Origin of the sequence: Chordicoccus furentiruminis (genome assembly GCF_019355395.1) — a bacterium.
Taxonomy (GTDB): Bacteria; Bacillota; Clostridia; order Lachnospirales; family Lachnospiraceae; genus Chordicoccus; species Chordicoccus furentiruminis.
In genome coordinates, this window is record NZ_CP048829.1 from 873,064 (window position 1) to 898,075 (window position 25,012).

28 protein-coding genes and 1 pseudogene are annotated in these 25,012 nt (G+C 58.8%); 2 read left to right on the forward strand and 27 right to left on the reverse strand.

Going from position 1 to position 25,012, the window contains the following annotated elements; genetic code table 11:
* Nucleotides 1–65: 65 nt before the first annotated feature.
* Complete coding sequence (locus G4C92_RS04045; RefSeq protein WP_274941319.1) at nt 66–929, reverse strand: class II fructose-bisphosphate aldolase; 864 nt, start codon at nt 927–929, stop codon at nt 66–68.
* 32 nt (nt 930–961) lie between these two features.
* Complete coding sequence (locus G4C92_RS04050; protein ID WP_274941320.1) at nt 962–2,146, reverse strand: carbohydrate kinase family protein; 1,185 nt, start codon at nt 2,144–2,146, stop codon at nt 962–964.
* 246 nt (nt 2,147–2,392) lie between these two features.
* Between G4C92_RS04050 and G4C92_RS04055 the strand changes: the two genes are divergently transcribed.
* Entirely contained in the window at nt 2,393–3,457 is a 1,065-nt protein-coding gene (locus G4C92_RS04055; protein WP_274941321.1) for an LCP family protein, read from the forward strand.
* 16 nt (nt 3,458–3,473) lie between these two features.
* On the forward strand, nt 3,474–4,271 hold the full coding sequence (locus tag G4C92_RS04060; protein WP_274941322.1) for a hypothetical protein: 798 nt from the start codon (nt 3,474–3,476) through the stop codon (nt 4,269–4,271).
* Nucleotides 4,272–4,460: 189 nt separating this feature from the next.
* Here the strand turns inward: G4C92_RS04060 and G4C92_RS04065 are convergent, their stop codons facing one another.
* From G4C92_RS04065 to G4C92_RS04185, 25 genes and pseudogenes are all read right to left on the reverse strand, one after another.
* A complete protein-coding gene (locus G4C92_RS04065) occupies nt 4,461–6,164 on the reverse strand; it encodes an ABC-ATPase domain-containing protein (protein ID WP_274941323.1) in 1,704 nt (567 codons plus the stop codon).
* Between the two features lie 138 nt (nt 6,165–6,302).
* A complete protein-coding gene (locus G4C92_RS04070) occupies nt 6,303–6,833 on the reverse strand; it encodes a 3'-5' exonuclease (protein ID WP_274941324.1) in 531 nt (176 codons plus the stop codon).
* 203 nt (nt 6,834–7,036) lie between these two features.
* The gene (locus G4C92_RS04075) at nt 7,037–7,561 is read right to left on the reverse strand and encodes a EutP/PduV family microcompartment system protein (RefSeq protein ID WP_274941325.1); all 525 of its coding nucleotides are present in this window, start codon (nt 7,559–7,561) and stop codon (nt 7,037–7,039) included.
* A gap of 23 nt (nt 7,562–7,584) precedes the next feature.
* Complete coding sequence (locus G4C92_RS04080) at nt 7,585–8,016, reverse strand: BMC domain-containing protein (RefSeq protein WP_274941326.1); 432 nt, start codon at nt 8,014–8,016, stop codon at nt 7,585–7,587.
* 10 nt (nt 8,017–8,026) lie between these two features.
* Nucleotides 8,027–8,389 (reverse strand): BMC domain-containing protein, encoded by a 363-nt coding sequence (locus G4C92_RS04085; RefSeq protein WP_274941327.1) that lies wholly within the window; start codon nt 8,387–8,389, stop codon nt 8,027–8,029.
* 160 nt (nt 8,390–8,549) lie between these two features.
* Complete coding sequence (locus tag G4C92_RS04090) at nt 8,550–8,999, reverse strand: cupin domain-containing protein (RefSeq protein ID WP_274941328.1); 450 nt, start codon at nt 8,997–8,999, stop codon at nt 8,550–8,552.
* Nucleotides 9,000–9,029: 30 nt separating this feature from the next.
* Entirely contained in the window at nt 9,030–10,226 is a 1,197-nt protein-coding gene (locus G4C92_RS04095) for an ethanolamine utilization protein EutH (protein WP_274941329.1), read from the reverse strand.
* A 179-nt stretch (nt 10,227–10,405) separates the two neighbouring features.
* Complete coding sequence (locus G4C92_RS04100; protein ID WP_274941330.1) at nt 10,406–10,945, reverse strand: BMC domain-containing protein; 540 nt, start codon at nt 10,943–10,945, stop codon at nt 10,406–10,408.
* A 46-nt stretch (nt 10,946–10,991) separates the two neighbouring features.
* On the reverse strand, nt 10,992–11,264 hold the full coding sequence (locus G4C92_RS04105) for a EutN/CcmL family microcompartment protein (RefSeq protein ID WP_274941331.1): 273 nt from the start codon (nt 11,262–11,264) through the stop codon (nt 10,992–10,994).
* 20 nt (nt 11,265–11,284) lie between these two features.
* Entirely contained in the window at nt 11,285–12,139 is an 855-nt protein-coding gene (locus tag G4C92_RS04110; protein WP_274941332.1) for a hypothetical protein, read from the reverse strand.
* A gap of 51 nt (nt 12,140–12,190) precedes the next feature.
* Nucleotides 12,191–13,009 (reverse strand): ethanolamine utilization protein EutJ, encoded by an 819-nt coding sequence (gene eutJ, locus G4C92_RS04115; RefSeq protein ID WP_274941333.1) that lies wholly within the window; start codon nt 13,007–13,009, stop codon nt 12,191–12,193.
* A gap of 87 nt (nt 13,010–13,096) precedes the next feature.
* A complete protein-coding gene (locus tag G4C92_RS04120; protein WP_274941334.1) occupies nt 13,097–13,747 on the reverse strand; it encodes a PduL/EutD family phosphate acyltransferase in 651 nt (216 codons plus the stop codon).
* The gene (locus G4C92_RS04125) at nt 13,744–14,574 is read right to left on the reverse strand and encodes an ATP-binding protein (RefSeq protein ID WP_274941335.1); all 831 of its coding nucleotides are present in this window, start codon (nt 14,572–14,574) and stop codon (nt 13,744–13,746) included. The genes G4C92_RS04120 and G4C92_RS04125 overlap by 4 nt, the downstream gene beginning before the upstream one ends.
* Before the next feature lie 63 nt (nt 14,575–14,637).
* Nucleotides 14,638–14,925, reverse strand: a complete 288-nt coding sequence (eutM, locus tag G4C92_RS04130) for an ethanolamine utilization microcompartment protein EutM (RefSeq protein WP_274941336.1) — start codon at nt 14,923–14,925, stop codon at nt 14,638–14,640.
* Nucleotides 14,926–14,931: 6 nt separating this feature from the next.
* A complete protein-coding gene (eutM, locus tag G4C92_RS04135) occupies nt 14,932–15,219 on the reverse strand; it encodes an ethanolamine utilization microcompartment protein EutM (protein ID WP_274941337.1) in 288 nt (95 codons plus the stop codon).
* A 42-nt stretch (nt 15,220–15,261) separates the two neighbouring features.
* Nucleotides 15,262–16,740: an acetaldehyde dehydrogenase (acetylating) gene (locus G4C92_RS04140; protein WP_274941338.1), complete on the reverse strand. Its 1,479-nt coding sequence runs from the start codon at nt 16,738–16,740 to the stop codon at nt 15,262–15,264.
* 434 nt (nt 16,741–17,174) lie between these two features.
* Nucleotides 17,175–17,444: pseudogene (locus tag G4C92_RS15060) on the reverse strand (BMC domain-containing protein); the annotation flags it as partial.
* Nucleotides 17,445–17,466: 22 nt separating this feature from the next.
* Nucleotides 17,467–18,117 (reverse strand): ethanolamine utilization microcompartment protein EutL, encoded by a 651-nt coding sequence (eutL, locus tag G4C92_RS04150; RefSeq protein WP_274941340.1) that lies wholly within the window; start codon nt 18,115–18,117, stop codon nt 17,467–17,469.
* A 21-nt stretch (nt 18,118–18,138) separates the two neighbouring features.
* Entirely contained in the window at nt 18,139–19,095 is a 957-nt protein-coding gene (gene eutC / locus G4C92_RS04155; RefSeq protein ID WP_274941341.1) for an ethanolamine ammonia-lyase subunit EutC, read from the reverse strand.
* A 20-nt stretch (nt 19,096–19,115) separates the two neighbouring features.
* On the reverse strand, nt 19,116–20,486 hold the full coding sequence (locus G4C92_RS04160; protein WP_274941342.1) for an ethanolamine ammonia-lyase subunit EutB: 1,371 nt from the start codon (nt 20,484–20,486) through the stop codon (nt 19,116–19,118).
* Between the two features lie 15 nt (nt 20,487–20,501).
* Complete coding sequence (gene eutA / locus G4C92_RS04165; protein ID WP_274941343.1) at nt 20,502–21,935, reverse strand: ethanolamine ammonia-lyase reactivating factor EutA; 1,434 nt, start codon at nt 21,933–21,935, stop codon at nt 20,502–20,504.
* 28 nt (nt 21,936–21,963) lie between these two features.
* On the reverse strand, nt 21,964–23,391 hold the full coding sequence (locus G4C92_RS04170) for a sensor histidine kinase (protein WP_274941344.1): 1,428 nt from the start codon (nt 23,389–23,391) through the stop codon (nt 21,964–21,966).
* Between the two features lie 3 nt (nt 23,392–23,394).
* Nucleotides 23,395–23,982 (reverse strand): ANTAR domain-containing response regulator, encoded by a 588-nt coding sequence (locus tag G4C92_RS04175; RefSeq protein ID WP_274941345.1) that lies wholly within the window; start codon nt 23,980–23,982, stop codon nt 23,395–23,397.
* 40 nt (nt 23,983–24,022) lie between these two features.
* A complete protein-coding gene (locus tag G4C92_RS04180) occupies nt 24,023–24,469 on the reverse strand; it encodes a EutP/PduV family microcompartment system protein (protein WP_274941346.1) in 447 nt (148 codons plus the stop codon).
* Nucleotides 24,470–24,482: 13 nt separating this feature from the next.
* Complete coding sequence (locus G4C92_RS04185; RefSeq protein ID WP_274941347.1) at nt 24,483–24,836, reverse strand: BMC domain-containing protein; 354 nt, start codon at nt 24,834–24,836, stop codon at nt 24,483–24,485.
* Nucleotides 24,837–25,012: the final 176 nt, after the last annotated feature.

Here is a 25,012-nt window from a genome sequence, read left to right on the forward strand (position 1 = left end):
AAGTTTCAGCACGTATATTTTGTAACATTTATCAAATGACATTTGTCAATTGACCCGGCACGTCTTCACTTCAGTCTCGAGAACACGCGGATCGTTTTCATATAGGTCTCCTTCATCGACTCCATCCCCCACGCGGCGATGTCGTGGAAGAAGACGTTGCCGTCCGTTCCGCCGATCTTTTCTCTCACATAGTCGCCGGCGTATTTGGCCGCGTAGGTGTAGAAGTTGATCTTCCGCACGCCCTGCTCGATGCAGCGGATGAAGTCTTCGTCGCTGATGCCGGAGCCGCCGTGCATTACCACCGGCACGCCGCTCTTCTCCCGGATCCGTCCAATCCGCTCAAAATCCAGCTTCGGCGCCCTGAGGTAAATCCCGTGCACCGTTCCGAAGGAGCAGGCAAGGCAGTCCACGCCCGTCTCCTGCACGAAGCGGGCCGCCTGGTCCGGATCCGTGTAGCAGCTCTCGATTTCCTTCTCCTCTCCGGTACCGCCGGCCGAGCCGAATTCCTCCCGTCCCATCGCGCCGATCTCCGCTTCAACGGAGACGCCGCTGCTCTCCGCCATCTCGACGACCGCACGGGTATTGGCTGCATTTTCCTCATACGGAAGCACGGAGCCGTCATACATCACGCCTGTGAACCCGAGCTCGATGGCCTCCCGGACCTCCTCGAAACTCGCGCCGTGGTCCAGGTGAACGCAGACAGGCACCTTAGCCAGGTCCGCATACATCATCATCACCGGACCGATTTCCCGCATCGGGATCAGGCTCCCGTGGGCTGCGTTGGCAAACTGCATGATCACCGGCTGATCCAGTTCCTCCGCCGCTGCGATCAGCGCCCGGATCCCCTCCAGCGTGGTCACGTTGAATGCGCCGACGGCCATTTTTCTGGACTCCGCCAGGTCAAGTATCGTACTGAGTGAAACAAGCATATTTCCATCCTCCCTTATGATTGTGAATGAATTTACGGCCGGATCAGATGCTGCCGTTCCCATCCCCCGTCGATCCTGCGCCGGAGCGCCTCGATCGGCAGAAGCCCGGACAGCGAGTCATACTCTGTGAGGTTCATGGCGCCGGTGGCCGCGGCGTTCTCCAGACAGACCGCAGGCTTCATATGGTGCATGATACTGTAAAGGAAGGCGGCGATCGCCGTATCGCCGGCGCCGGTTCCCGACGCGATCCGGTCCGGACGATAGCTGTCCGCGAAGAGCCGGAGATCTCCCCACGCCGGATCCGCGAACTGCTCGCCCAGCCCCGCCATCTTCCCGAACGGGGACGTCGCGAGAAAAATCCCCGCCGCCCCGCACTTCAGGAGCACGGCGTGGGCGCCCAGACCGAGCAGCCGCTCAGCCAGCGGCTCCACATCCTCCCGAAGGCTCAGATGCAGGCAGACATCCTCCCCTCCCGTCCGCGCAAGCAGCATCTGATAATGGTCGGGCCAGATCAGCGCGCACATCTCCTCGTAGCTCGGCGTGAAGAAGTCCACATAGGGCAGAAGATGCTGAAGCGCCGACGGCCAGTCCTCCTTCGCGGCCGGGGATGAAGGATCCACCATCGTCATATCGAGACTCGTCACGACGCCGAGACGCTTCACCTCTTTGAAGAGCCGGACGGTGTCCGCGGCTCCATTCTCATAAAACCGCTTCATGAGCGTCGGATAGCCGAAATGAAAATAGCCGGCTCCTCCTATGATTTTCAGATCGATTTCTTCAAATCGATAGGTATGATTGGCTCCCGGATCGGCGAAGAAAACACGGTCGCAGCCCGGCGGCGCGATCGCGAGCGTGTAGGATGTCTCTGTGTCCGGCGAGACGACGAAATCGGCCTTCGCGCCGCGCGCCGCATAGGACTCCCGGAGAGTCCGCCCGAAGGCATCGTCCCCGATCTTCGCCATCAGAACCGTATCGGCCCCGAAGAACTGAAGCGCGAGCCCCGTATTCGTGACGCAGCCTCCCGGCGCGATCGTGGCTTTCCCAACTTCGACCAGCGCGCCCGGACGGATATAGTCGGACAGCCGGCCGCTCTTCTCTCCCTGTCCTTCAAATGAAGGGGTGATATCGCAGGACACATAGCCCGCGACGACGATTCTGGCTGGACGCATATGCTTCACCTCCATGATCAGATAGACGCATTTTACCATTTTGCACATGCATTGTCAGGTGAGATATGTCACTTTCATGCATTTTGGCGGACGGAGAGTGCACTCGCGGACTTTTTCACCGTCGAAACAGCCTGCACCCCGGGGTGTACAGCCTCCAGTATGTTTATACGCCCGCTTGCCTTTTTTTATGTGCTGTGATAAATATAGAAAGTTCCAGCAGGCTGTCACGCGGCCTGCCTTCATACGGTAAAATGCAGACGGACCGGATGTCCGTCTCGGAAAAGGAGGTCATTCTTGGCAAAATACCGGTCGCCGAAAAAAAAGAAAAACAAGGGTCTGATCGCGGCCTGCATCATTCTGGGCGTTTTTCTTGCGCTTCTCTGCGCCGCGTACGCATTCTTCCGCAACTATTACGGGCTTTCGAACTATGTGAGCGACAGCGAAGCCGCTGCGAAGGCGCAGCAGGCGCGAGCCTCGCTGGATGCGGACACGCTCTCCCAGATTGAGAAAACAGGGCTGACAGACTCCGAGGAGCAGGCGCTCAAGTCCGCTCAGAACACATCCGGCATCGACTTGTACCACAGCAGCTCGATCTACAACCTGCTCCTGATCGGAGTGGACCGGCGGGACGCAAGCTGGAACGGCAATTCCGATTCCATGATCCTCCTGTCGATCAACAACAAGACGAAAAAAATCCACATGATGTCCCTGATGCGCGACATGTACGCCGACATCGAGGGCTACGGCGTCCGCAAGCTGAACGCGGCCTGCGCCATCGGCGGTCCCACGCTGCTGGTCAGCACCATCGAATCAAACTACAAGATTGACATCGACAACTATGCCTGCGTGGACTTCGTCTCGATGGCGAACATCATCGACGCGGTCGGCGGTGTCGAGATCACAGTCTCAGACGCGGAGGCGGAGATGGCGAACGGTCTGATCACCGACATGTGCGGGCTCGCCGGCGTGGATCCCGGTCCCCATCTCTACAGCGGCGCGGGAACGTGGAACGCAGACGGCTGGATGGCCGTGGGCTACGCCCGGATCCGTCATATCGGGAACGCGGACTATCAGCGGACCGAGCGACAGCGCACGGTCCTTACCGGCATGATGTCCAAAATCCGCTCGATGTCCACCACGGAGCTGAACTCCTTTGTCCGGGAGGTGCTGCCTTATGTCACGCACAACATCACCAGCTCCACGATGCTGCAGCTCGTCGCTTCCGTACCTTCCTATCTGAGCTACGATGTGGAACAGAGCCGGGTGCCGTTCGACAATCTGTATACCAGCCAGGGCGAGATTCTGGTTCCGACCCAGCCGGATACGATCGATAAGATTCAGGAAATCCTGAACAGCTGATCCGGAGGCATAACGCATGCGTGTTACGGGCATGACCTCATATCTGATGCATTATCTTGACCTGCGGGGACTGATTCTGATGCTTCTGGTCGCCTCCTGCGCGATCGGAGCGTCGCTGGTCCTGATCTATCTCCGGACCGTCCGCCTCTCGAAGCGCTACACGCCGGATACGCGGGGCGCGTTCATCCGTGATGAATTCGCCTCGCTGTCCGAGCGGTTCTATGAGCTGATCTTTTCGAGCACATCCATCCTTCTTTTTGTCGGGATTTACTTCACGATCGATTATTTCGGCATCGCCGTCAGCTACCGGAATATCTGGGCGAAGTACAGCAGCTTCCTTCTGCTCGGCTTTATTCTCGCATCGGTCATTCTCAACTCCTTCATCGACAGCAAGGTGGTGCCGCTCGTCAACGTACGCCCCGGCGAACGAAGCGCGATGCGGCTGCTGGGCATGATCTACATGCTCTTCATCTTCGTCTACATCAAGTTCATCTACCAGGACGACAATTACGACACGATCATTCTTTACTTTCTGACTCTGGTCATCGGACGCTTCGTCTACTTCGACACATCCCTTGAATCCTTCAGCAAGGCGATGCAGGACGCGCTCCGCAACACGCCCCTTTTGATCCTCGCCCTGCTCTGCACCGGCATCATGGCGTTCTGCGGCTTTCACGCCGGCTACCTGATGAAGGCGAACGGCGTCGTGCTCAGCCTTTTCATCGCCCATCTCTTCCTCGTGACGGTCATCACGGTTGTGCACCGGAGCGGCATGCTGAACGGAGTCGGGAAGGAGAAACATCTCACATCGTAACGGCCGCCTTGATACACGTCCGGAATTGAAGTCCGCTCTTGCCTGATTCGCTCCCTGAGCAGGTAAGGGCGGCTTTCGTCTCCTCCGGATCGTCCTTCCCTCCCTCTCACGCCTCCCGGACTGCCATCCCCGCCAGAGGCTCCGGGATCAGTTCCAGACAAGGCACCCCCCTCCTTCTTCCGGACATACTCACCACAAAAGACCCCTGCACCGGTTGAGGGCCGCGGCCAGCTCCTCTTTTCTCGGTTTCGCCATATTGCCGGAGACGCTGCTGCCTGCCTTTTCATAAAGCCCGAACCCTTCCCTCTCGAAGGATCTTTCCCAGTCTCCGACCAGCGAGGCGACACTGTTGTGCCCGTTCATCCGGCTTTGCGCCATCAGGACAAATGTCTCCGCAAGGCACTCGCTCTGCTCCCCGTCCACCAGCTGTTCCACAAGTCTTAAATCCGTCTCGCCCCGTCCGATCACAAAGCCCTCCTTTCCGAGGTTCTTGTGCTTGACGCGTCCTTTGTATTCCTCGAAGTCGCGTCCCGGCCGCGGGCAGCGGTTCCGGGCGTCCGGCATCCGGAGCACGGTCTTTTCCCTGCCTGCAGCCGAAGCAAGTTCTCTTACGCGCACCGTGACATCCTTCGGTTCGTAGCGGTCCATCTGGATCACCGTGTCCGCCTCGCCGAAGAACGCGCCTGAGCTCCCCGCCACAAGGATCGTGCTGACCCCTGCCTGTGTGAACAGAGCGCGCATGCGGCCGGAAAACGGCGTGATCGGCTCTTCCTCTGCGGATACAATCCGCTGCATCCGTTCGTCGCGTACCATGAAGTTCGTCGCGCAGGTATCCTCATCCATCAGAAGCGTCTTCGCGCCGCACTCCAGCGCCTCGACGACAGCTGCGGCCTGAGACGTGCTGCCGCTCGCGTTCTCCGTCGAGAAGTCTCTCGTATCCTTTCCATTCGGAAGATGATTGATAAAAAGGGAAATGTCATCCCGGCTGACACACCGGCCGTCCTCCGCCCGCACCTTGACGGCCGATTCATCCGTCACGACCAGTTCACGTCCGTCCCCGGCGATGTGGTTGTAGACGCCCCGTTCCAGTGCTTTCAGAAGCGTCGACTTTCCGTGGTAGCCGCCCCCGATGATCAGCGTGACACCCCGGCGGATTCCCATGCCCGTGACGTCTCCGCGGTGCGGCAGTCCGATGGTCACACGGTCCTCATCGGGCGACCGGAACGGAACGGAATCCCGGAGCGGACTCTGGGAGATGCCGCTCTCCCTGGGAAGAACCACGCCGTCGGCGACAAACGCGCAGAGGTTCCGCCGTTTCAGTTCCTCTCGCAGAAAGGCCTGATCCTCCGCCAGATCGGTCACACGCCGCACCGCCTCTTCCGGATACGCCGAAAAAACAGCCGACGACTCGACGCATCCCGGAAGATAGTCAAAAAGCATTTTCTCCAGCTCGCCGGCCAGTACCGTTCTCCCCGCGGCTGGAAAACCGGCAAAAAACCGCAGCGTCACATCGCCTTTTGCGCTGATCTGGCAGGCGCTGCGGTCCAGGATCTCCTGACCCGGGCGGCTCGCGCTCAGCCGTCCGCTCTTTCCCGATCCTCTCGCCCTGCCGGATACGTCGTCCAGCTTCCTCCCGAAGCGCCGCAGAATCATATCCTGCAGCGCGACGCGATTCTCATATCTTCCGCAGTCCGCTGCCGGCCATCCGGCGCGATCCGCCCTCACCGTCACCTTCAGATCCGAGGGCGCCGCGAACGGATCACCCTGGACATGCACGATGTGAAGCACATAGCTGCCGAAATCGTAGCTGCCGCGCAGCGACTTGTAGGCCGGATAACCTCTGTGGTCGATGCTCCGCATCGCCCTGAGCAGTTCCTGTTTTGTCTGTATCATGGATCCTCATCCTCCCGTTTGTCATTCATTCGAAAAGCCTTCGCGGTCGGAATACGGTCAGCTCCGTACGCCGCGTCACTTAAAAGGCGCGCTGCGCCATCCTCTGCTGCGGCACCGTATTCCCGCCGGCGCTCATCATCAAAGCCTGTACATCCTGATAAAGGATCCGGCGTCGGCTCCGTCCCGGATGTACCGCAGCAGAATTTCCGCGCATGCCCGGCTGTCGCTGTCCGCATGGTGATGATCGAGTCCGATCCCGTAGTAGCCGCACAGACTGTTCAGGCTGTGACTGACACCGGGGAGCACGCGCCGCCCCATCTGTACTGTGCAGAGATAGCGGACAGACGATTTCCATCTGATCCCGTAGGCGTTCAGACATTTTTTCAGAACGCCCATATCGAACACGGCGTTATGCGCCACCAGCAGGCCGCTGGACATCACCGGTTCGATCCTCCGCCATATCTCCGGAAAAGCCGGTGCTTTCCCGGCCTCCTCCGCACTGATCCCCGTGAGATTCACATTGAAAGAGTCAAAATACGTCTCCGGATTGACCAGAGAATAGAACTCATCCGTCACAGAGCCGTCTTCAACGACCGTGATGCCGATCGCACTCATCCGATGGTTCATCCGGTTTGGCGTCTCCACATCAAACGCTATATATCGAGACATCGCTTCCTCCCGTTTTTCCCAGACCGCCTGCGGGTTTTCGCTCCGAAGGCGTCAGTTCCATTAAACGGTTTCATCATCCGAAATGTCAACCTCGGACAGAAACATTCTCCGCCGGGATCGACACGAAAAAAAGAGCTGCGGCGGCAGCTCCTTCTGTCTGAATCTTCTGTCCTGTTACAGCGGCATGAAACGGCGCGGAGCGGTCACAGGCCGGCGTTCTGTTCCTCCCCGGAACGAGGCTGCCAGTCCGGAAGCCCGAGATGCTGTCTCTCCTTTGCCTCCTCAAGCGAGATCCGCTCCGGTTCATCGGCCAGATAGGCCTTCAGCTCATCGATGCCCTCCCCGGTCACATTGTTGACATAAAAAATCCGTTCGCAGTTGGAATTCTGAAGCCAGCGTGTCACCATGGGAAGATTGGCGTAGGGCGAATCGATCTTGGTGATGATGCCGATCAGCGGCCGGTTCAGAAAACAGTTGCAGTTCGGCTCAAACAGGCTGAACGGCTCGTCGGCGGCGCAGACGATCGCCACCACGTCCGCCTCAAAAGAAAAACAGGCCAGCCCGACGCCTACCTGCTTGGATTCCGAGTACTCGCCCGGCGTATCGATGGTTTCTCCGCCGGCATATGTATACTGTGTCTTATGGTAATGGAGTTTTTCTCCCTTCAGTGCCTGCGTGAGAGAGGTCTTCCCCGCCTCACTCCGGCCCATCAGAAACATTCTCTTCATCGCGATCCCTTATCGACCTGCCGTCAGCTCTCCGTAATCTCGCATACCGTGAAATGCAGCACATCCCGGACAAAGGAGGATACCCCCTCCAGCGCCGCCCGCACCTCGGAACGCTGACCCGTAAGAATCAGCGCGCCGCCGAAGCGGTCCATGAACGCGATCTCGACGCCGCCGGACTTCAGTGCGATATCCGCCGCGACGACCGTCAGCTCCCAGGGAGTGAACTTCATAAGGCCGATGCTGTCCCCCGTATGATCCTCTCCTTCGTGAACGCCGATATGGAGTCCGAGATTGTGATACACCTCGGTCTGGGAGACGCCGATCAGATGGGCAAGGCTCATCTCCCGTCCGGGCACTCTCACACGCACCTCGCGGAGCTTCTTTGTCTGTCCCGGAACGTAATGATCCCGGAACAGCTCCTTCAGCAGTTCGTCTTTCGTCAGTTTCCGGCTCAAACAGCGCCTCCTATCGTCTCGTGACGGGGCAGACTACATAGCCGAGCACGTCACGGAAATAGTTCACCACCTCGGTGATGGCCGAGGTCACGTCCGCGATCTCTCCCGAGATGATCAGCGTGCCTGTGAAGCGGTCCGCGAAACCGAGATAGACGTCCCCGCTCTTGACCGCGATGTCGGAGGCGATCACCGCCGACTCCGGCGGCGTCATGTTCATGATCCCGATCGCTGAGGACCCGTAGTCGATCGCCGGGTTCATGCCCAGCTTCTGGTAGATGATGGGAGACGGGCCGCCCATGACATGGGCCAGTGTGATCTCCTTTCCTGCCACCGTCTCCTGCACGATGCGGATCTGATCATGACTGTCCTGCATTTTCTTCCTCCTGAATATGTCCCGGAACGGTCTCGCCGGGGCGAGCCCGCTGATAACCGTCCGGGACATTTTAATCCTGCACTGAAAGCACTCGCACGCTTTCTTTCTGTTCCGGCGGCGCCTTCGCCGCAGCTCAGGTCACCGCCGTATTCCTGACTTCTCAGGCGAGATCAGCCCAGTTCGCCGGATAGACGAAGTAAGCGTATCTGCACTTGTCCGGAGTCTGGAAATGAATGTGGCTGTTCTTCGGAATGTAGATGATGTCGCCCGCCTGGCCCGAGACGATCCGGCCGTCGATCTCAATCTCCAGATTGCCTTCCAGCACCAGATCATACTCGTCGTAGGTCAGCGTCCACTCGAAGCTGGTATGATCGAGCTCCATGATGCCGCAGCCCATCCGCGGCGCCTCGTCCAGAGTCGTCACATCCTTCAGCGCGACGCCGTCCTGCTGGAACCTCTCGCACTTCACCGTCGAGGTCTTGATTCCGATGATGCCGCTCGGATCCACCGTCTTCTCGAACCCGCAGTCCTCTTCCCTGCTGTCCGGCTTGACGGACTGCTCAATCACCTTCGTGATAATCTCACGAATCATCTCTTCGCTGATATTCATATGCCGTTCCTTTCATCAGCGACCCTCAGATCACTCGGTCGCCGTTGCCTTAACCTTTTCAAGAAGCTTCGGAGACAGGATGTTCGCCACGATGAGGGCGGTGATGCCTGCCGTCAGCTTGCCGATGATAACCGGAGTGACCATCGTCTGATTCACGCCGGCCGTGAAGCCGAGGTGATCGCCGAACACGAATGCCGCGGACACAGCGAACGCCACGTTGAGCAGCTTGCCCTTGGGATCCATGCCGCTGAAGATATTGAACATCGCGATATTGTTCGCAAGGTTGGCCACCATACCGGCGGATGCCGTCTCATTGATGCCGAGAGCGCTGCCGAGCTTCTTCAGCGCACCGCCGAAGGTACGGGTAATCCACTCCACCATCGGGAAGGCGCCGATCAGCACGATACCGATCTGACCGCATGTCAGAAGACCGGAATCAAGCGGTGACAGTCCTGTCGTCGCGTCCTTGGTCGCCATCTGGTCGAACAGCGGGAACATAATGCCGGTGATCTGCTCGAATACCGCAATCGCCGTCAGGGCGGTGATGACAACCGTCACGCCCGTGCCGAACTTGTTGAAGCCGTTGATCATCTTCGCCGGTGCGACCCAGAGGCCGAACACGATGAGACCCGCGATGATGATGACGGGGATCAGGTTCTGAAGGATCCGGACGATGGAGAGCTTGTACGGGGTCATCGCCGTCATCGCGATGCCGCCGATTACGCAGCCGATGGGGATCGTGATCATACCCGCGAGAACGCCGGCGCCCAGATAGCCTCTGTCCTTCTTGTCGATGATGCCGAGCGCGACAGGAATCGTGAAGACGATGGTCGGTCCCATCATGGTGCCGAGGATCAGTCCGGCGAAATTCCCGATCGCCTGGTCACCGGCCAGCTGCATGGCCAGCGGGTAACCACCCATGTCGCAGGCCAGAAGCGTGGTGGCGAACATGGACGGATCAGCGCCGAAAACCGTGTAGATCGGCTTGATGATCGGTCCGAGCACCTGTGCCAGCACCGGCGCAGCCGCCACAACGCCCGCCATAGACAGCGCCAGCGGTCCGATCGCGTTGAAGCCTTCCTCAAACTTCTCACCGTATCCCTTTTTGTTGCCGCGGATCTTGTCGACCGCGCCGACAATCATGAAAATCATCATGATCATCATGATGACGGAGTTGATCGACAGATTGTGTACCCAGTTCGATACACTTGATGTAAACTCACCCATTGCAGCTCCTCTCCATTATATTCCCTTTTTGTCACATCCGTTATCCGGAGCTCCGCTTCTTTTCAAGTCTCTTCCTGCTGTCAGCCAAGCCGCGGGCTTCCGGTTTCCGCTGCTCCGGAGAATCGGCTGATCCTCCGTTTTCTGATGTAACCCGTACGTTTTTCACGAAACCGCCCGGGTCACGCCAGCCGTTTCAGTAACTCCTTCGAGGGATGCGGAATCACAGCCGTACCGATCAGGCGGTCCGTGCTGTTCTTCGCCCTCTCGACAGCGGCCTCAACCGATCCCACCTCCCCGGTCAGCGTCACATATCCCTTCCCGCCGATGGCGTAGCCGATATGCACCCTGATCAGGACAATGTTCGCCGCTTTCGCGGCCGCGTCCGCCGCTGTCACCGCCGCGGCGACAGTGCGGGTTTCCAGTACACCGAGCGCTCCGTAAGCGGAGGGCTGCGTCTTTCCCCTGACCGCCGGGATAACCGCCGGATGGACGTTGGGAAGCAAAAGGGAGTCCACGACATTCCCGCCTCCCCGGCTGATTCCCTCCGCCACCGCGGTTTTCACATCTCCGGTTTCTCCTCCGATCAGGATCAGATACTTGCCCGGACAGGTCGTGGCGGACCGGAGCAGCTCGACCCGTGCGGATTTCACCATATAGTCGCAGGTCTCTATGCCTTTGGCAATGCTGTTCAGTTCAACCATCCCGATGGCGAGCTTCATGCTCCGCTCCTTCCCGCTCCGCTCCCGGCCTGATCCGGCCGGCCGCTTATTTCACAATCTCAAGATCGTCAACGATTCCGACCACAGTGGCATCGACGGGAATTTTCATGTCATCGACAGCGCTCCGCGCGGAACTGCCTCCGACGACGATAACCGTCTCACCCACGCCCGCGCCGATGATATCCGCGGCAACGATCGGCGTACTTTCCGTTTCTCCGTTCCGGACATCGATCGGCTGAACCAGCAGCAGTTTCAGTCCGGCCAGCTTCTCATCCTTCCGGGTTGCCCAGATATTCCCGATGACCTTTGCTACCCTCATTTCACATCCTCCTGTGGCCTTTACTCATTGACCAGACGAATATTGCGCTTCGATGCCGCGTCCTTCGCCAGATCGGTCAGGATATTTCCCTTCCGCAGGTGAATGCATGTGACCTTTTCTCTGTCCGCCTCGATGATATCACGCTCCGTGATCACCTTCTTCGTGATCCGGATCTCCTTTTCCGCCTTCTGCGGCTTTTCGCCGCAGCAGCCGACCTTTTCACCGGTATCACAGGAGGCGGTCACGCCGCATTCTGAAGAAGCACACGCTTCTCCCTGCTTCCCGCATCCGCAGCCGGAAACAAGTCCCAGCACGCAGTCCTCGATCTGTTCTCTTTCACAGACGGCCAGCCCTGATTTCACAAGAAGATCCAGCTTCCGGCTCATCATCTCATAATAGGGCGCGGGAGCCGTTCCGCGATAGCGGAACAGTTCGACCTGATCCTTCAGCACATAGAGCTTCTTCCCGCCGAGCAGAGCCCGGATTGCCAGCGACGTATAAGGCGTATCTCCTTCACCTGAGGCGATCTTCGCCATCGCGTCAACGGTCAGATTGAACAGAATGACCGACTGGATCCGGTCAAGATCAACCGCATACTCTTCCGCCAGCGCGCATTCCGTCCGGAAATGCTCCTTAAGCCGGCTGCTTTCAAGCAGTTCATGACAAACGGTGCCGTGTTCCTGTGTCAGAATCAGCAGCCCGGGCCGGTCATCATCTGAATCCGCCCCGGATCCGCCCGCGCACGATGCGCTGCACGCATCACAGCCTGCGGAACCGCCGCCGAGACACGCGGCGACGTCTTCAGCCGTCACGTTCCGACCGATCTTCTCCTTGACGCGGGCGACGATCTGATCGATCAGTTCCTGTCTCTCCAAAGTACCTCCTTTCCTCTGGTTTTTTCCAGAAAGGCATATCACGCCGGCTCGTTACGGCAGGACGCAGTTGATCGCGATCCCCGCCGGCGTGACCAGAAAAGGATCCGCCGGCTTCACCGTATGGATGCCCGTCACCTTTTCAAACACAGCCTCAATTCCTGTAAGACAGCAGGTACCGCCGCACAGATAGATCGTGTCCGCCTCCTCAGGCTTCACATATTTCGTGACGATCGTGGCCATCTTCTCCACGACCGGACGGACGACCGGCATAATCTCCTTGTGCCTGCTGTAATCCTGCTTGATCTTCTCCGCTTCCTCAAAGGAAATATGATAATTGCCTGCCAGCACCAGAGAAAGATGGGTTCCGCCCGTCGGTTCATCCTCTGTCTGGACTACTTTTCCGTCCCGGAACACAGCCAGTCCCGTCGTACCGCCGCCGATATCTACCACCACGCCGTCCCGGATCCGGTAGATCGAGTTGGCAGCCGTGGGCTCGTCCAGCACGTTCGTGACCTCGAAGCCCGCTCCTTCCGCCACATACTGGTGGGTCCGGACGCTGGACTCTGTGCCCGCCGGCATCGCGATGGCGCACTCGGTCAGCTCTCTGCCAAGCCTTTCCTCCAGTTTTGCCTTCAGCTCCCTGACGATCCGGCTGGCACCGGTATAATCCACCACCACGCCGTCCCGCAGCACGCTCGCCGCCTGCTTCTCACAGGCGACAGGCTCGTTATTCTCATCCAGCACCACCAGAACGATGTAGGCCGTTCCCAGGTCCAGCCCCGTCTTCAGCCGGCCTTTGGCCGGAAAGACGGTCTGCTGTGATCCGGAGACTTTGGCCATATAGTCATCGATTCGCTTGACATCCAACATGAACCGTCCGCTCCTTAGCGATTATTTATTTTCGATTTATCCTTCGTTGTCCGCAATCCGCACCCGATGCGGAGCCGCTTTCCTTATTCACCAGCTGCGGCTTCTGCCGATGCCCTCTTTGCTGATCTTCCGGATGATGCGGCCCATCGTGAATCCGTGGACAAAGGCCGCATTCGCCTCATCGAAATCGATGTGCATCTTGCAGCTGAATTTCGGGCTCACCCGGATGATCACGTCCTCAAAGATCACGGGTCTGTCACTGAGCACCTCGACCGCTACCCGGTCCTTATCCTTCAGATCCAGCAGCAGCGAATCCCTCTGCGTCACATGGATGTGGTTGTGGGCAATGATGACCCCTTCCCTGATGTCCAGGCTTCCGCAGGGTCCCTCGATGGTGATCGCGCCCGAGCCGGCGACATCGCCGGATTCCCTGAGCGGCGCGTCCACGCCGAGCGCCACGCAGTCGCTCTTCGAGAGCTCAACCTGTGTCGCGGCACGGCACGGACCGAGCACGGCGACCCGTTCCATCCTCTTCTTCGGTCCGACCAGCGTCACCCGCTGCTGGGACAGGAACTGTCCCGGCTGGGACAACGGCCTCGCCGGCTCCAGCACAGCGCCTTTGCCGAAGAGCACCTCCACGTCCTCCTTCGTCAGGTGAACATGTTTCGCGGACACCTCAATTTCCACAAGTCCGGCCATATGGATCGAATCCATTACCGCCGATACCAGATCTTTCATCGACTGCCTCCCTCGTCATACTGTCCGGCCAGATACTTGCACATCATGATATGCAGAGCGCTGGACAGACGGTTCAGTTCTTCGATGATGTCGCTCCGGGTGTACTTGCTTCCTTCCCGGAAGGCACTGCAGGCGGCCACCTCCGTCTCACGGATCGAGGAACGCAGCTGATTCAGCAGCGCGTATTCCGTCCCCATGGAGTAATCGGGCAGCACCATCTGCTTGATGTTGTAGAACTTCATCGGATTGTGGGAGTGCTCCCTCAGCTCCTCGTGTGTCAGTCCGATTGTCGTCCGGCTGACCAGAGGCTCATCCAGCACATCACACCGCATCAGCTCCCGCAGATGCTTCAGAATATCGCCGAGATCCTGAACCAGCGCGCCGCAGCCCGAAGAGGCGCAGATCAGCGCCTGATCCAGAACCACCAGCGACTGGAGAGAGTCAAGCTTTCCCCGGAAAAGAATCCTCGGATGATCCTTCGTCACCAGCTTGTTGCCGAAGAGCTGCGTCATATGCTCCGGTTTCTCATAGTAAAAGGCCCCGGTCTCATAATCCTCATACTTCGGCTTTTCCGGCTGCTGGACGACAACCTTCACCGGCTCGCTTTCCGGCACCGGGGTCGCCACGATCTTCGGCTTCTCCGTTTTCTCAGGCTCCGCCGTTTTTCTGATTTCCTGAAAACTGCCTTCTCTCTGGAAGCGGATCTTGCGCTGCTGCAGGTACTCTCTGGCGGCAGGTGTGAGGATCTTCCCTTCCGGAATCACATAGACTTCCGGCTGTGAATTTCTCAGTTCATAACGAAGGATTTCTTCAGTGATTGCTTTCATGCACCTTCACTCCTCCCGTTATCGTATCGGGGAGCCTTCCGTTTCGGAAGGCTCCCGGGAAACTCACTCTCCCAGCTTCGGCAGAATGAACTCCACCTCCTGATGCGGTCTCGGGATGACATGCACGCTGACCAGCTCGCCGACTCTCTCCGCCGCTGCCGCGCCTGCGTCGGTCGCTGCCTTGACGGCGCCGACATCGCCTCTCACCATCACGGTCACAAGGCCGCCGCCCACATGGACCTTGCCGATCAGACGGACGTTCGCCGCCTTGACCATCGCATCAGCCGCCTCAATGGAGGCAACCAGGCCCTTCGTTTCGATCATTCCAAGTGCTTCCGTCATATTCGCCATGATTCTTTACTCCTTCTTCAGAGAGGGAAGAATGTACTCCACCTCTTCATGCGGTCTCGGGATGACATGGACGCTGATCAGCTCGCCGACTCTCTCCGCTGCCGCGGCGCCCGCGTCAGTCGCTGCCTTGACGGCGCCGACATCGCCTCTCACCATCACGGTCACAAGACCGCCGCCCACATGCTCCTTGCCGATCAGGGTGACGTTCGCCGCCTTGACCATCGCATCAGCCGCCTCGATCGAAGCGACAAGACCTTTTGTCTCAATCATTCCCAGTGCCTGCACAACTGCCATAATCCGTTACTCTCCTTTCTCTGACCGCCGGTACGCTTCAGCTCAAAGAGCCTTCAGCTTGGCGATTACACTCTTCACAATTTCGTCGATGTCCACATTGCTGAGATCCGGTGTGCTGTCCACGCCGTCAATGCAGTCCGCGATTTCCTGCTTGATGTCCTCCAGCTCCTTCTGGCCGTAGGCAACATAGCGCTTGTTCAGCAGCTGCATCGGGCCGACGTTCTCGCTGGTTGCGCTTCCGCCGACCGCGCCGCAGCCCAGCGTAAGAGCCGGCTGAAGGTTCGTGGTGGCGCCGATGCCGCCCAGCGTGCTCGGCGTGTTGACGATGATTCTGGACGCCGGCACACGCTTCGCGAAATAGTCAACCATCTCGTCGTTCTTGGTGTGCATGGAGAATGTGTGGCCCGCGCCTTCATAGTAGAGAATCTCGCAGACCTTGTCGCAGACATCCACATAGTCGGTTCCGGTGTAGAAGCCCATGATCGGTCCGAGCTTCTCGTTGGAGTACGGATGGCCGCGGCCTACGCCGGTCTCCCGCGCGATGAGGACTCTCGCGTCGGCCGGGACCTTGTCGAGATGCGCCAGCTCCGCAATCGTCGCGACGCTCTTGCCTACGATCTCAGGGTTCATGGTTCCGTTCGCGCGGAGGATGAACTTGCCCAGTTTCTCGCGCTCTTCCTCATCCAGGAAGTAAGCGCCCTGACGCTCGAACTCGGCCTGAACCGCCGGCACCATATCCTCGTCGCAGATGATGGACTGCTCGGAGGCGCAGATCGTGCCGTTGTCGAACGTCTCGGAGTCGAGAATCCGCTTGACCGCCAGAGGCAGGTCGCATGTCTTCTCAAGATAGGCCGGTCCGTTGCCCGGTCCGACGCCGATCGCCGGCGTGCCGGAGGAATAAGCCGCGCGTACCATCGCAGAGCCGCCGGTCGCAAGGATCAGCGATACATCCCTGTGATGCATCAGGGTGGTCGTCGCCTCCATCGTCGGAATGCTGATGCAGGAAACCAGGTTCTCGTTGGCGCCCGCCTCGGCGATCGCCTGACGGATGACCTTCACCGCCTCCATGATGCTGCGAAGCGCGGTGGGGTGCGGCGAGAAAACGATGGCATTCCCGGACTTGATTGAAATCTCAGACTTGTAGAATGCCGTGGATGTCGGGTTTGTGGACGGAATCAGACCGGCGATCACGCCGACCGGAACCGCGATGACACGCAGTCCCTTCTCATCGTCGCGCTCAAGCTCGCCGATGGTCTTCATATCCTTGATGTGCTCATAGACACCCCGGCTTGCAAATACGTTTTTGATCACCTTGTCGTCGACCTTGCCGAAGCCGGTGTCTTCCTGCGCCATCTTGGCCAGACGCTTCGCGTTGCGCACGCCGGCGTCCGCAATGCAGCGGACGATGTGATCAACCTGCGCCTGATTCATACGGGCCAGTTCGCGCTGGGCTTCCTTCGCGGATTCCACCAGCTCTCTGACCTCCTGAACAGACATCAGATCCTTATCAATCAGTTTCATATGAGAACACTCCTATTTTTCTTTCATTCCCGGGCAATCTGTCTGCTCAGGAACTCTGTGATCTTCTCCACCAGCTCTTCCTTCTTGGCGAAGCGGATCTCCTGTCTCGTCATGTTGTCGATGCCCAGCTGTCTCGCAATGTCTCTCAGACGGACGACTCTGAGGCTCTGAAGCGCCTCGGGCGTGTATCTGAGTCCGGCCGGGTCTTCCTTTGCAGTGCCGGAGACGGCGGATTCGGGCTCGGCGGATTTCTCCTGAACCGGAGGATTCTCCGCCGGACGCTCCGGGCTCTGCTCCGCCTCGTCCTTCACCGTCGGCTGTTCCGGCTCCTCCGGTTCAGCCGCCGTTCCGGACGGATCCGGCCCGGAAGGAGCGCCGGACGCCGGTCCGTCCGTTCCGTCCGGTCCCTCGGGATCCGTCGGACCGCAGGGCTTTTTCAAAGTATCGAGGATGCCCTCCGTCTCGGGATGCGGCCGGGGAATCACATGCACGCTGATCAGCTCTCCCACTCTCTCGGCCGCCGCCGCGCCGGCGTCTGTCGCCGCCTTTACGGCGCCCACGTCTCCGCGCACCATCACGGTGACCAGCCCGCCGCCGATGTGCGTCTTGCACTGAAGCGATACATTGGCAGCTTTCAGCATGGCGTCAGCAGCCTCGATCGAAGGAACCAGGCCGCGGGTTTCGATCATGCCTAGCGCTTGCATCGTACCTCCCTTTCTCCGTCAGTCATTCCTTCGGACGGTCGGCAACCGATTCCACCGCTGCCGCGAACGCGTCGCACGCGGACTTGCAGGCGGACTGGCTTCCGGTCAGAAGGGCGCCGCCGAAGTTGGTCTCTGAAGGCGGTGCATAGAGGACGCAGCACTTCACGTCGGCTGCCTTCAGCGCCGCATCCACGCCGTACATGGATTCCAGCGGAGGCGCGATCAGATACGCGATCGCCTCGCCCTCGGCGATGCCGCAGGAAGCGGACAGGTAGGAGCCTGTGCGGGAAATGCAGTGCGCATAGTAGCAGATCGAGTCGTCATCATTGGCGGACACAAAGTGGCAGACATTCTCGATCATATCGATGCAGGCGTCGAGGCCGGCCTTTGCCTCGGCCGGATTCGGAGCCGCGAGGATGCCGATGATTTCACCGGCCAGCTTCGTGTTGGCGTTGGCGCTTCCGGCATACATACTCTTCGCGTAGACCACTTCGCAGTCAGCCTTCTTGGTCGCCTCGTCGAGAGCGGTGTAGGTGACATCATCGATGTCAGCCGTGATCAGCGCCAGCGATTTCTGATCCGGTCTCAGCTCCAGCTTGGCCGCCAGATCAGGGGAGACGTTGGGGATCAGTCTGGTTGCGAGAACCTTCGCGCAAATAGGGTCTCTTTTCATTTTCTATTACCTCCACATGGATTACAGTTTCAGGTCAGTGCCGCTGGCTTTCTTCTCCAGCATGATCTTGATGATTTCCGCAATGTGCGCGCCTGCTTCCGCCGGATTGGTTCCTGCGCTGTGAATGTTGGAAACGACGGTTCTTCTCGCTTCCGGCATCCCGACGGTCGCCTTGTAAGCGATGTAAGCCGACATCGAGGTCGCGGTGATGAGGCCCGGGCGCTCGCCGATCAGGGTACAGACCACATCGGCTCCGGTCAGCTCGCAGATCTCGTCCTCAACGGCGACGCGGCCGTACTTGACGAAGAACGGAGTGCCTACATCAATATGATAGCTCTGAAGTCCCTGCATGATCGCCGGAAGAAGGTCGGCTGTGTTGGCCGCCACGGCTGCTGAGGAAAGTCCGTCGGAGACATAGATCTGAACCGTCGGGTTCTTCTTGCATTTCTCCTTGATGGTCTCCACCGCCTCCGGGCTCAGCTTACGGCCGAGGTCCGGTCTGGTAAGGTAGGTATCCTTGCTGTCGCACTGCGTCTGAACGATGAAGAGGCCCTGGCTCTTGACAAAGTCCTCATCCACGTCGTTGAAGACGGCGTCCTGAGCCGCGGAATGAGCCGCGCGGAACTCCAGCTGCGGCAGCGTCTTGTATCTGGCTCCCGCCTTGCCGATGCCGAGACGGCAGGGTGCCGCCTTCTTCTGCTCGGCATACGCTTCGCCGTTCACAGGGTTGTCAACAAGGTACTGGGTGCGGATGTCGATCTTTGTGATATCCGGAAGCTCTCCGTCCTCGACGACAGAGGGCTCAAGCTTAACCCCCTTGGATGGGATGCAGAGGCCTTCGCCGGCGGCTGCCGCTGCGGGCGCCTTGGCCGCGCAGGTCTCCTTCTGCGGCTCACCTGTCACCGCCGCGCTCCCTGTGCCCAGATTCATTTCCTTCAGTACTTCCTCAATGATTGATTTTAAATCCTTGTTTTCCATTTACTCTGTCACCTCCTCTCTTATTTCGTCATGAACACGGACGCGTCGCCGGCGAGCTTGGTCAGCTTGCCGTTCTCAGAGAATCCCATCTTCTCCAGCCACATATCGAACTCATGGATCGGGCGGAGGCCGTAGATCTCACGCAGAGAAGCCGCTTCATGATATCCGGTGCACTGATACATCAGCATGCAGTCGTCGCCTTCCGGAACGCCCATGATGTAGTTGCAGCCGGCGGAAACCAGCAGAGCCGCAAGGTTCTCGATGTCGTTCTGGTCCGCTTTCATGTGGTTCGTGTAGCAGGCGTCGCAGCCCATCGGGATGCCCGTCAGCTTGCCCATGAAATGGTCCTCAAGGCCGGCGCGGGTAACCTGCTTGGAATCGTACAGGTACTCCGGTCCGATGAAGCCGACAACCGTGTTGACAAGGAACGGCTGGAAGCGCTTCGCAAAGCCGTAGCATCTTGCCTCCATCGTCACCTGATCCCATCCGTTGTGCGCGTTGGACGAAAGCTCCGAGCCCTGGCCTGTCTCGAAGTACATGACGTTCGGACCGGTCGCCGTGGAGTTGGTGAGCATCGTCTGACGGCCTTCCTCCAGCATCTCGGCGGTAAGACCGAATGCCTCGTTGCCCTTCTGGGAACCGGCGATGGACTGGAACATCAGGTCGAGCGGAGCGCCGAACTTCTTCGCCGCCTCCGTCTGAGTGGTCACGTGAGCGAGCACGCAGATCTGGGTCGGAACCTCCCACTTGTTCTTGAACTCATCAAACATCTTCAGGATACGAGCTACACTCTCAACCGAATCGTCAACCGGGTTGAGGCCGATGACCGCATCGCCGCATCCGAGGGAAAGACCTTCCATCACGGACGCGATGATGCCCTTGGGATCGTCTGTGGTGTGGTTCGGCTGAAGTCTGGACGAGAACGTGCCCGGAAGACCGATCGTGGTATTGCAGTGCGCGCTGACACGCATTTTCCTAGCTGCGTAGATCAGGTCGAGGTTGCTCATCAGCTTGCAGACGCCGGCGACCATCTCGCTGGTCAGTCCGCGGGATACGCGGCGGATCATCTCGGTCGTCGTGTTGATGTCCAGCAGCCACTCTCTGAACTCGGACACAGTCCAGTTCTTGATCTCGTTGAAGATCTTCTCGTTGACGTCATCCTGGATGATGCGGGTCACTTCGTCTTCTTCGTAGGGAACCGCCGGGTTGTTACGCAGGTCATTCAGTGTCAGATTGGCGAGGACGTACTTGGCCGCCACTCTCTCCTCTGCTGTCTCGGCGGCGATGCCTGCCAGTTTGTCGCCGGACTTCTCCTCGTTCGCCTTGGCCATAACCTCTCTCACGGATTTGAACTCGTAAGTATGGCCAAACAGTCTTGTCTTAAGGATCACTTTGTATCACCTCTCTCATGTATTAAAAACGAGTGTCTTGTTCACAACTGGTAAAACCGTGCCTCCGGCAAGAGGCTCGCCGATATCGATGTAGTCGCCGCCGGCCGTATGAATCCGGTCGATGCAGATAATGGGCTTCTTGAATTCAAGCTGTACATTGAGTGCGTTGCCCAGCACCTTGCCGATATCGTTCTCTACCACTACAATCAAAGGATAGTCGCTGTCGATCACCTCCCTGGCCCCTTTTATGATTGACGCTGCCAGCTCCTGAACCTCCTTGAAGCTGGAGCGGTTCTCACCTGAAAATGCAATTGCAATCTGCTCGATCCTGCCCTCGCTGCGGAACAGCGGGATCTGGCTCTCGATGGAATGAATGAAGGACTCGGTCGTCTCCTCGTCCGCCTTCGACACCTTGAGCACCGGAATGTTCTTAAGCGGCAGCTTCGAACGGTCATACCGGATCGTGCTGCCCGAAACATCCGTTGCGTGCGTGCCGGCGCCCACCACGGTGGCCCGGATGGTCTCCTTCGCGCGGAACAGCTTCAGCGAGCCGAGCAGAGGATTCTCGCTGATCGCCCTTCCGAGCAGGACGCCGATGTCTCCGTACCGAAAGACATCCGTCTCGTTCGTGTTATACACACAGTCCGCGACACCGCCGGAATAAGTCACCGCGGCAATCCGCGGTTCTTCCGGGAGCATATGCCCGTCGTTGGTGTAAAGGGAGCGGTGTTCCGCATCCGCCTCCTCCAGATGGAGCGCCTTGGCGAGCTCCCCGGCCATCAGCCGGCAGAGCTTCATCAGCTTCTCCGGATCGGCCCGCTCGCCCGCCTCGATCGAGATGCCGTGGCTGGCGGCAAGATCCTTCGTCTTGTGGAAGATGTAGGAAATCTTCCCGTTTTCCACCTTGATCAGCCGGCCTCCGATATCAAGGCAGCAGACGCCGCGCAGCGATCCGTTCTGATAGACCGCAATATTCGTGGTGCCGCCTCCCACATCGAGGTTGGCCACCACGGTACGGTTTTCCTCCGACAGCACGTCCGCTCCGGCGCCCCTCGCCGCCAGTACCGACTCCAGATCCGGTCCGGCTGTGGCGACCACGAAGTCGCCGGCCAGGTCCGACAGCGCCTCGAGCACGTCGTTGGCATTCTTCTTTCTCGCCGTCTCGCCGGTGATGATCACCGCTCCGGTGGAGAGATCCTCCGGCTTCATGCCGGCGGCCTCATATTCCTTCCGGACAATCCGTTTGATTGCGTCCGCATCGATCTCCGTACCGGAGCGGAGCGGCGTGAAGTAGATCTGGCTCCGGTAGATGACCTCCTTCTCGACTATACTGACCCGCGGGACCGTATAGCTTCCGGCGACATTTTCGATGACCAGCCTGCTGAAAACCAGCTGGGTGGTCGATGTACCGATGTCGATGCCGACGCTTTTGATTACCTGTTTCGTCATTTCCTGCCCTTTCCGAACTCCGGCCGCTTCATTCCACCGGCTTCATCAGCCTGTTCAAAAAATGAAAACGGATCCGGGTTCCGCGGCTGTCTGACCTGATGTCAATATCGCCCTGCAGTTTATCCTTCACCATCGTCCTGACGATGGAAATCCCGAGATGGGCGCTGTCCGGGTCATCCGCCCGGAAGCCTTCGCCGTCATCCTCCACAATGATCTGGGAATAAAGTGCGCCTCTCGTCACCAGGATGCGGACGTGTCCGTCGTCGCCCTCATGAAACGCGTATTTCAGCGCGTTCTGGAGAAGCTCATTGACGACCAGCGCCACCGAAGTGGCCGTATCCGAATCCACCTTGAAGTCATCGCCCTCGATGGTGATGCTTACGGTGTAGTTCTGGGGAATGTATGCCCTCAGCGCCGTCTCCCTCAGGTTCTTGAGCACCTCGCCGAGCATCACGTCGTCCGCCACCTCATGAGCCAGCAGCTGATGCGTGTTGGCGATGGAGAGGATTCTCGTCATGCTCTCCGAGAGCACCTCCCTGACCTCCGGGCTGTCCGAGCGGCGGATCTGGATGCGGAGAAGGCTCGCAACGGTCTGGAGACTGTTCTTGATCCTGTGATGCATCTCGCGGATCGCGACGGACTTGAGCACCAGCTCTTTTTCCTGCTCCTTCTGCTTGGTGATGTCCCGCATGAGCACAGCGAACGAAATGTCCTCCGAGTCAAGCGGAACCCGCTTGATGCTGAGCACCCGGTTTCCGACAGCCGCCTCCTCATAGGAGTAATCCCGATCCGCCGGTTTTGATCCGTCACCGGTCATCTCCAGCTGGACGTTGGCGTACGGCTGGCCGATGATGTCCTCGACATACCCGACCTTCTGGTACAGCTTCCGGGCCAGCGAATTGCTGAATACGATGACGCCCTTCCGGTTAACCAGCAGCAGCGCCTCATCGATGCACTCCGTCAGCCAGTTGTTCTCCGGGCTGATCCGGGAAAGCGAGCTGGCAATGGCTTCATATCCTTTGCCAGAGAGGTGGAACTTCTCGTTGAGCTGAATATCCTCGTTGGTCCGCTTCTCGCGGATCAGCACGCCGATCACCCGTTCGCCTCTGCGGATCGGTTCGACCGTCTGGATCGTCACCCCGTTTTCCTGCGTCGTGGCCTTCATCTGTCTGGTGCCGATTCCCAGCCGGAACGTCCTTGCCACCGCAGGTTCGTTCTCCTGCTTGGCGAACATGCCCGCCACTGCGGTCTTGTAGGAGGACGGAACCTTGGTCGGCTTCGCCTCCGCGATCACCAGCGCGTCGCCGCCGATCATCGGACAGTCGATGAACATATCCGCTTCCTCGATATCCGCCATCGGCTGCAGAAGACTTGACATATTCAGCAGCTCTGTAATCTCCTCATCGGTCAGATCCGTATACTGGCGGCAGAGAGCACGGATCTCCTCCTTCTCCATCGCTCAGTCACCCCTGACCATGATCATCTCAGCCACCTTCCGCATCGACAGATGCTTTACCTGACTGATATTTCGCAGATATTCGTAGGCCTCCTGCTCGCTCTTGCCTTCCTTGAGCATGATCTGGCCCTTTGCTTTCTCGACGACTACACGGCTTTCCAGCCGTTCCTGCGTCTTGGCGACCTCCTTTTTGAGCGCCCTCAGATCCCGGCTCCGGCTGACAGCCAGCTCGATGCTGGGGACCAGCGACTTTTCATCAATCGGCTTGACCAGATACCCGCCTACTCCGCACTCCTTCGCCTGATTGACAAATTCCATATCGGTATAGGCAGTGAGCAGGACAATCGCGTCCGCCAGATCCTCGTCAAAAATGATCTTGGCCGCCGAAAGGCCGTCCAGATAAGGCATCCGGATATCAAGAAGTGCCAGATCCGGCCGTTCCCGCCGGCAGGCCTCGACCGCGTCAAAGCCGTCCGCCACATCTCCGGTCACTTCATATCCGGCCTCAATCAGCATCTCCTTCAGGTCCATCTTCGTCAGCGGCTCGTCGTCTGCAATCAGGATCTTCAGCTTCTTTTCCGTCTTTTCCATATCACCGCCATTGCTCCGCATCCCGGACAGACCGCCTCAATCAGGCTTCCAGCTCCTCCGCCAGCGCTTTCACGCCCTCCCCGGTCACACTGCTGATCCGGAAGATCCGTCCCGCGCCGGCCGCCCGGAGAAACGCCTCCGCATCCGCGATCTGCTGCGGCGTGGCGATGTCGATCTTCGAGACCACCCCCACGCAGGGCTTCGCGAACATGGTTCCGAACTGGGGCGGAAACATCGTTCCGTTCTCAGTCGCGTCCTGCACAAAGATAATCAGGTCCGCTTCCGTGGAGGAAACCATCAGCGCACCCCGGAATCCCCTCCGTTCCAGATATTCTCCCGGCGTATCGATCATATTCCGGTTGATGATCTGAACCGTCTGGGTCTTGCAGTAATTCAGTTCCTCATGATTCAGCCGCTGGCACAGCGTTGTTTTTCCCGCTGTTGAACGGCCGATCAGAATAATCCGTTTCTTTTTTCGCTCTTCCATCAGGGCTCCCGTCTCAGGTCTTCGTGAGACGGGCAGGAGCGAAACCCATCATGTCGCAAAGAACACTCATTACATTCTTCAGGGCCACTTCCACCGCGGCCACATCGCCCGTGATCACCAGCGAACCGTTGAAGCGGTCCACAAAGCCGACATTCACGTCAGCTGCCTTGGAGGCCACATCCGCGGCGATCATCGCGCCTTCGCTCGGTGTGATCGTCATGATGCCGATCGCGCCTTCCGCGTCCACGAGCCCCAGCTTGCCGTAAAGATTCCTGTCCGGGTTCGCGATCACATGGGCAAGGGTCACCTGCTTGCCCGGAACAAATTCCTGAATGATTCGTTCCTTGCCGTCACTGAATTCCGACATGCTCCTCCCTCTGGCTCCTCAGGCACCGGCGCCCACGCTCAAACGTTCGCCGGAAGTCCGGCCCGGATTGCATGAGCACGAGCGCACAGCATATGTTTCCGGTTTCTTCGCAGTCCATATTCTTCACGGATCTCCTTTCTTCCTCGAAAAGAGTAAAACAGCCCCATGAGATTTTG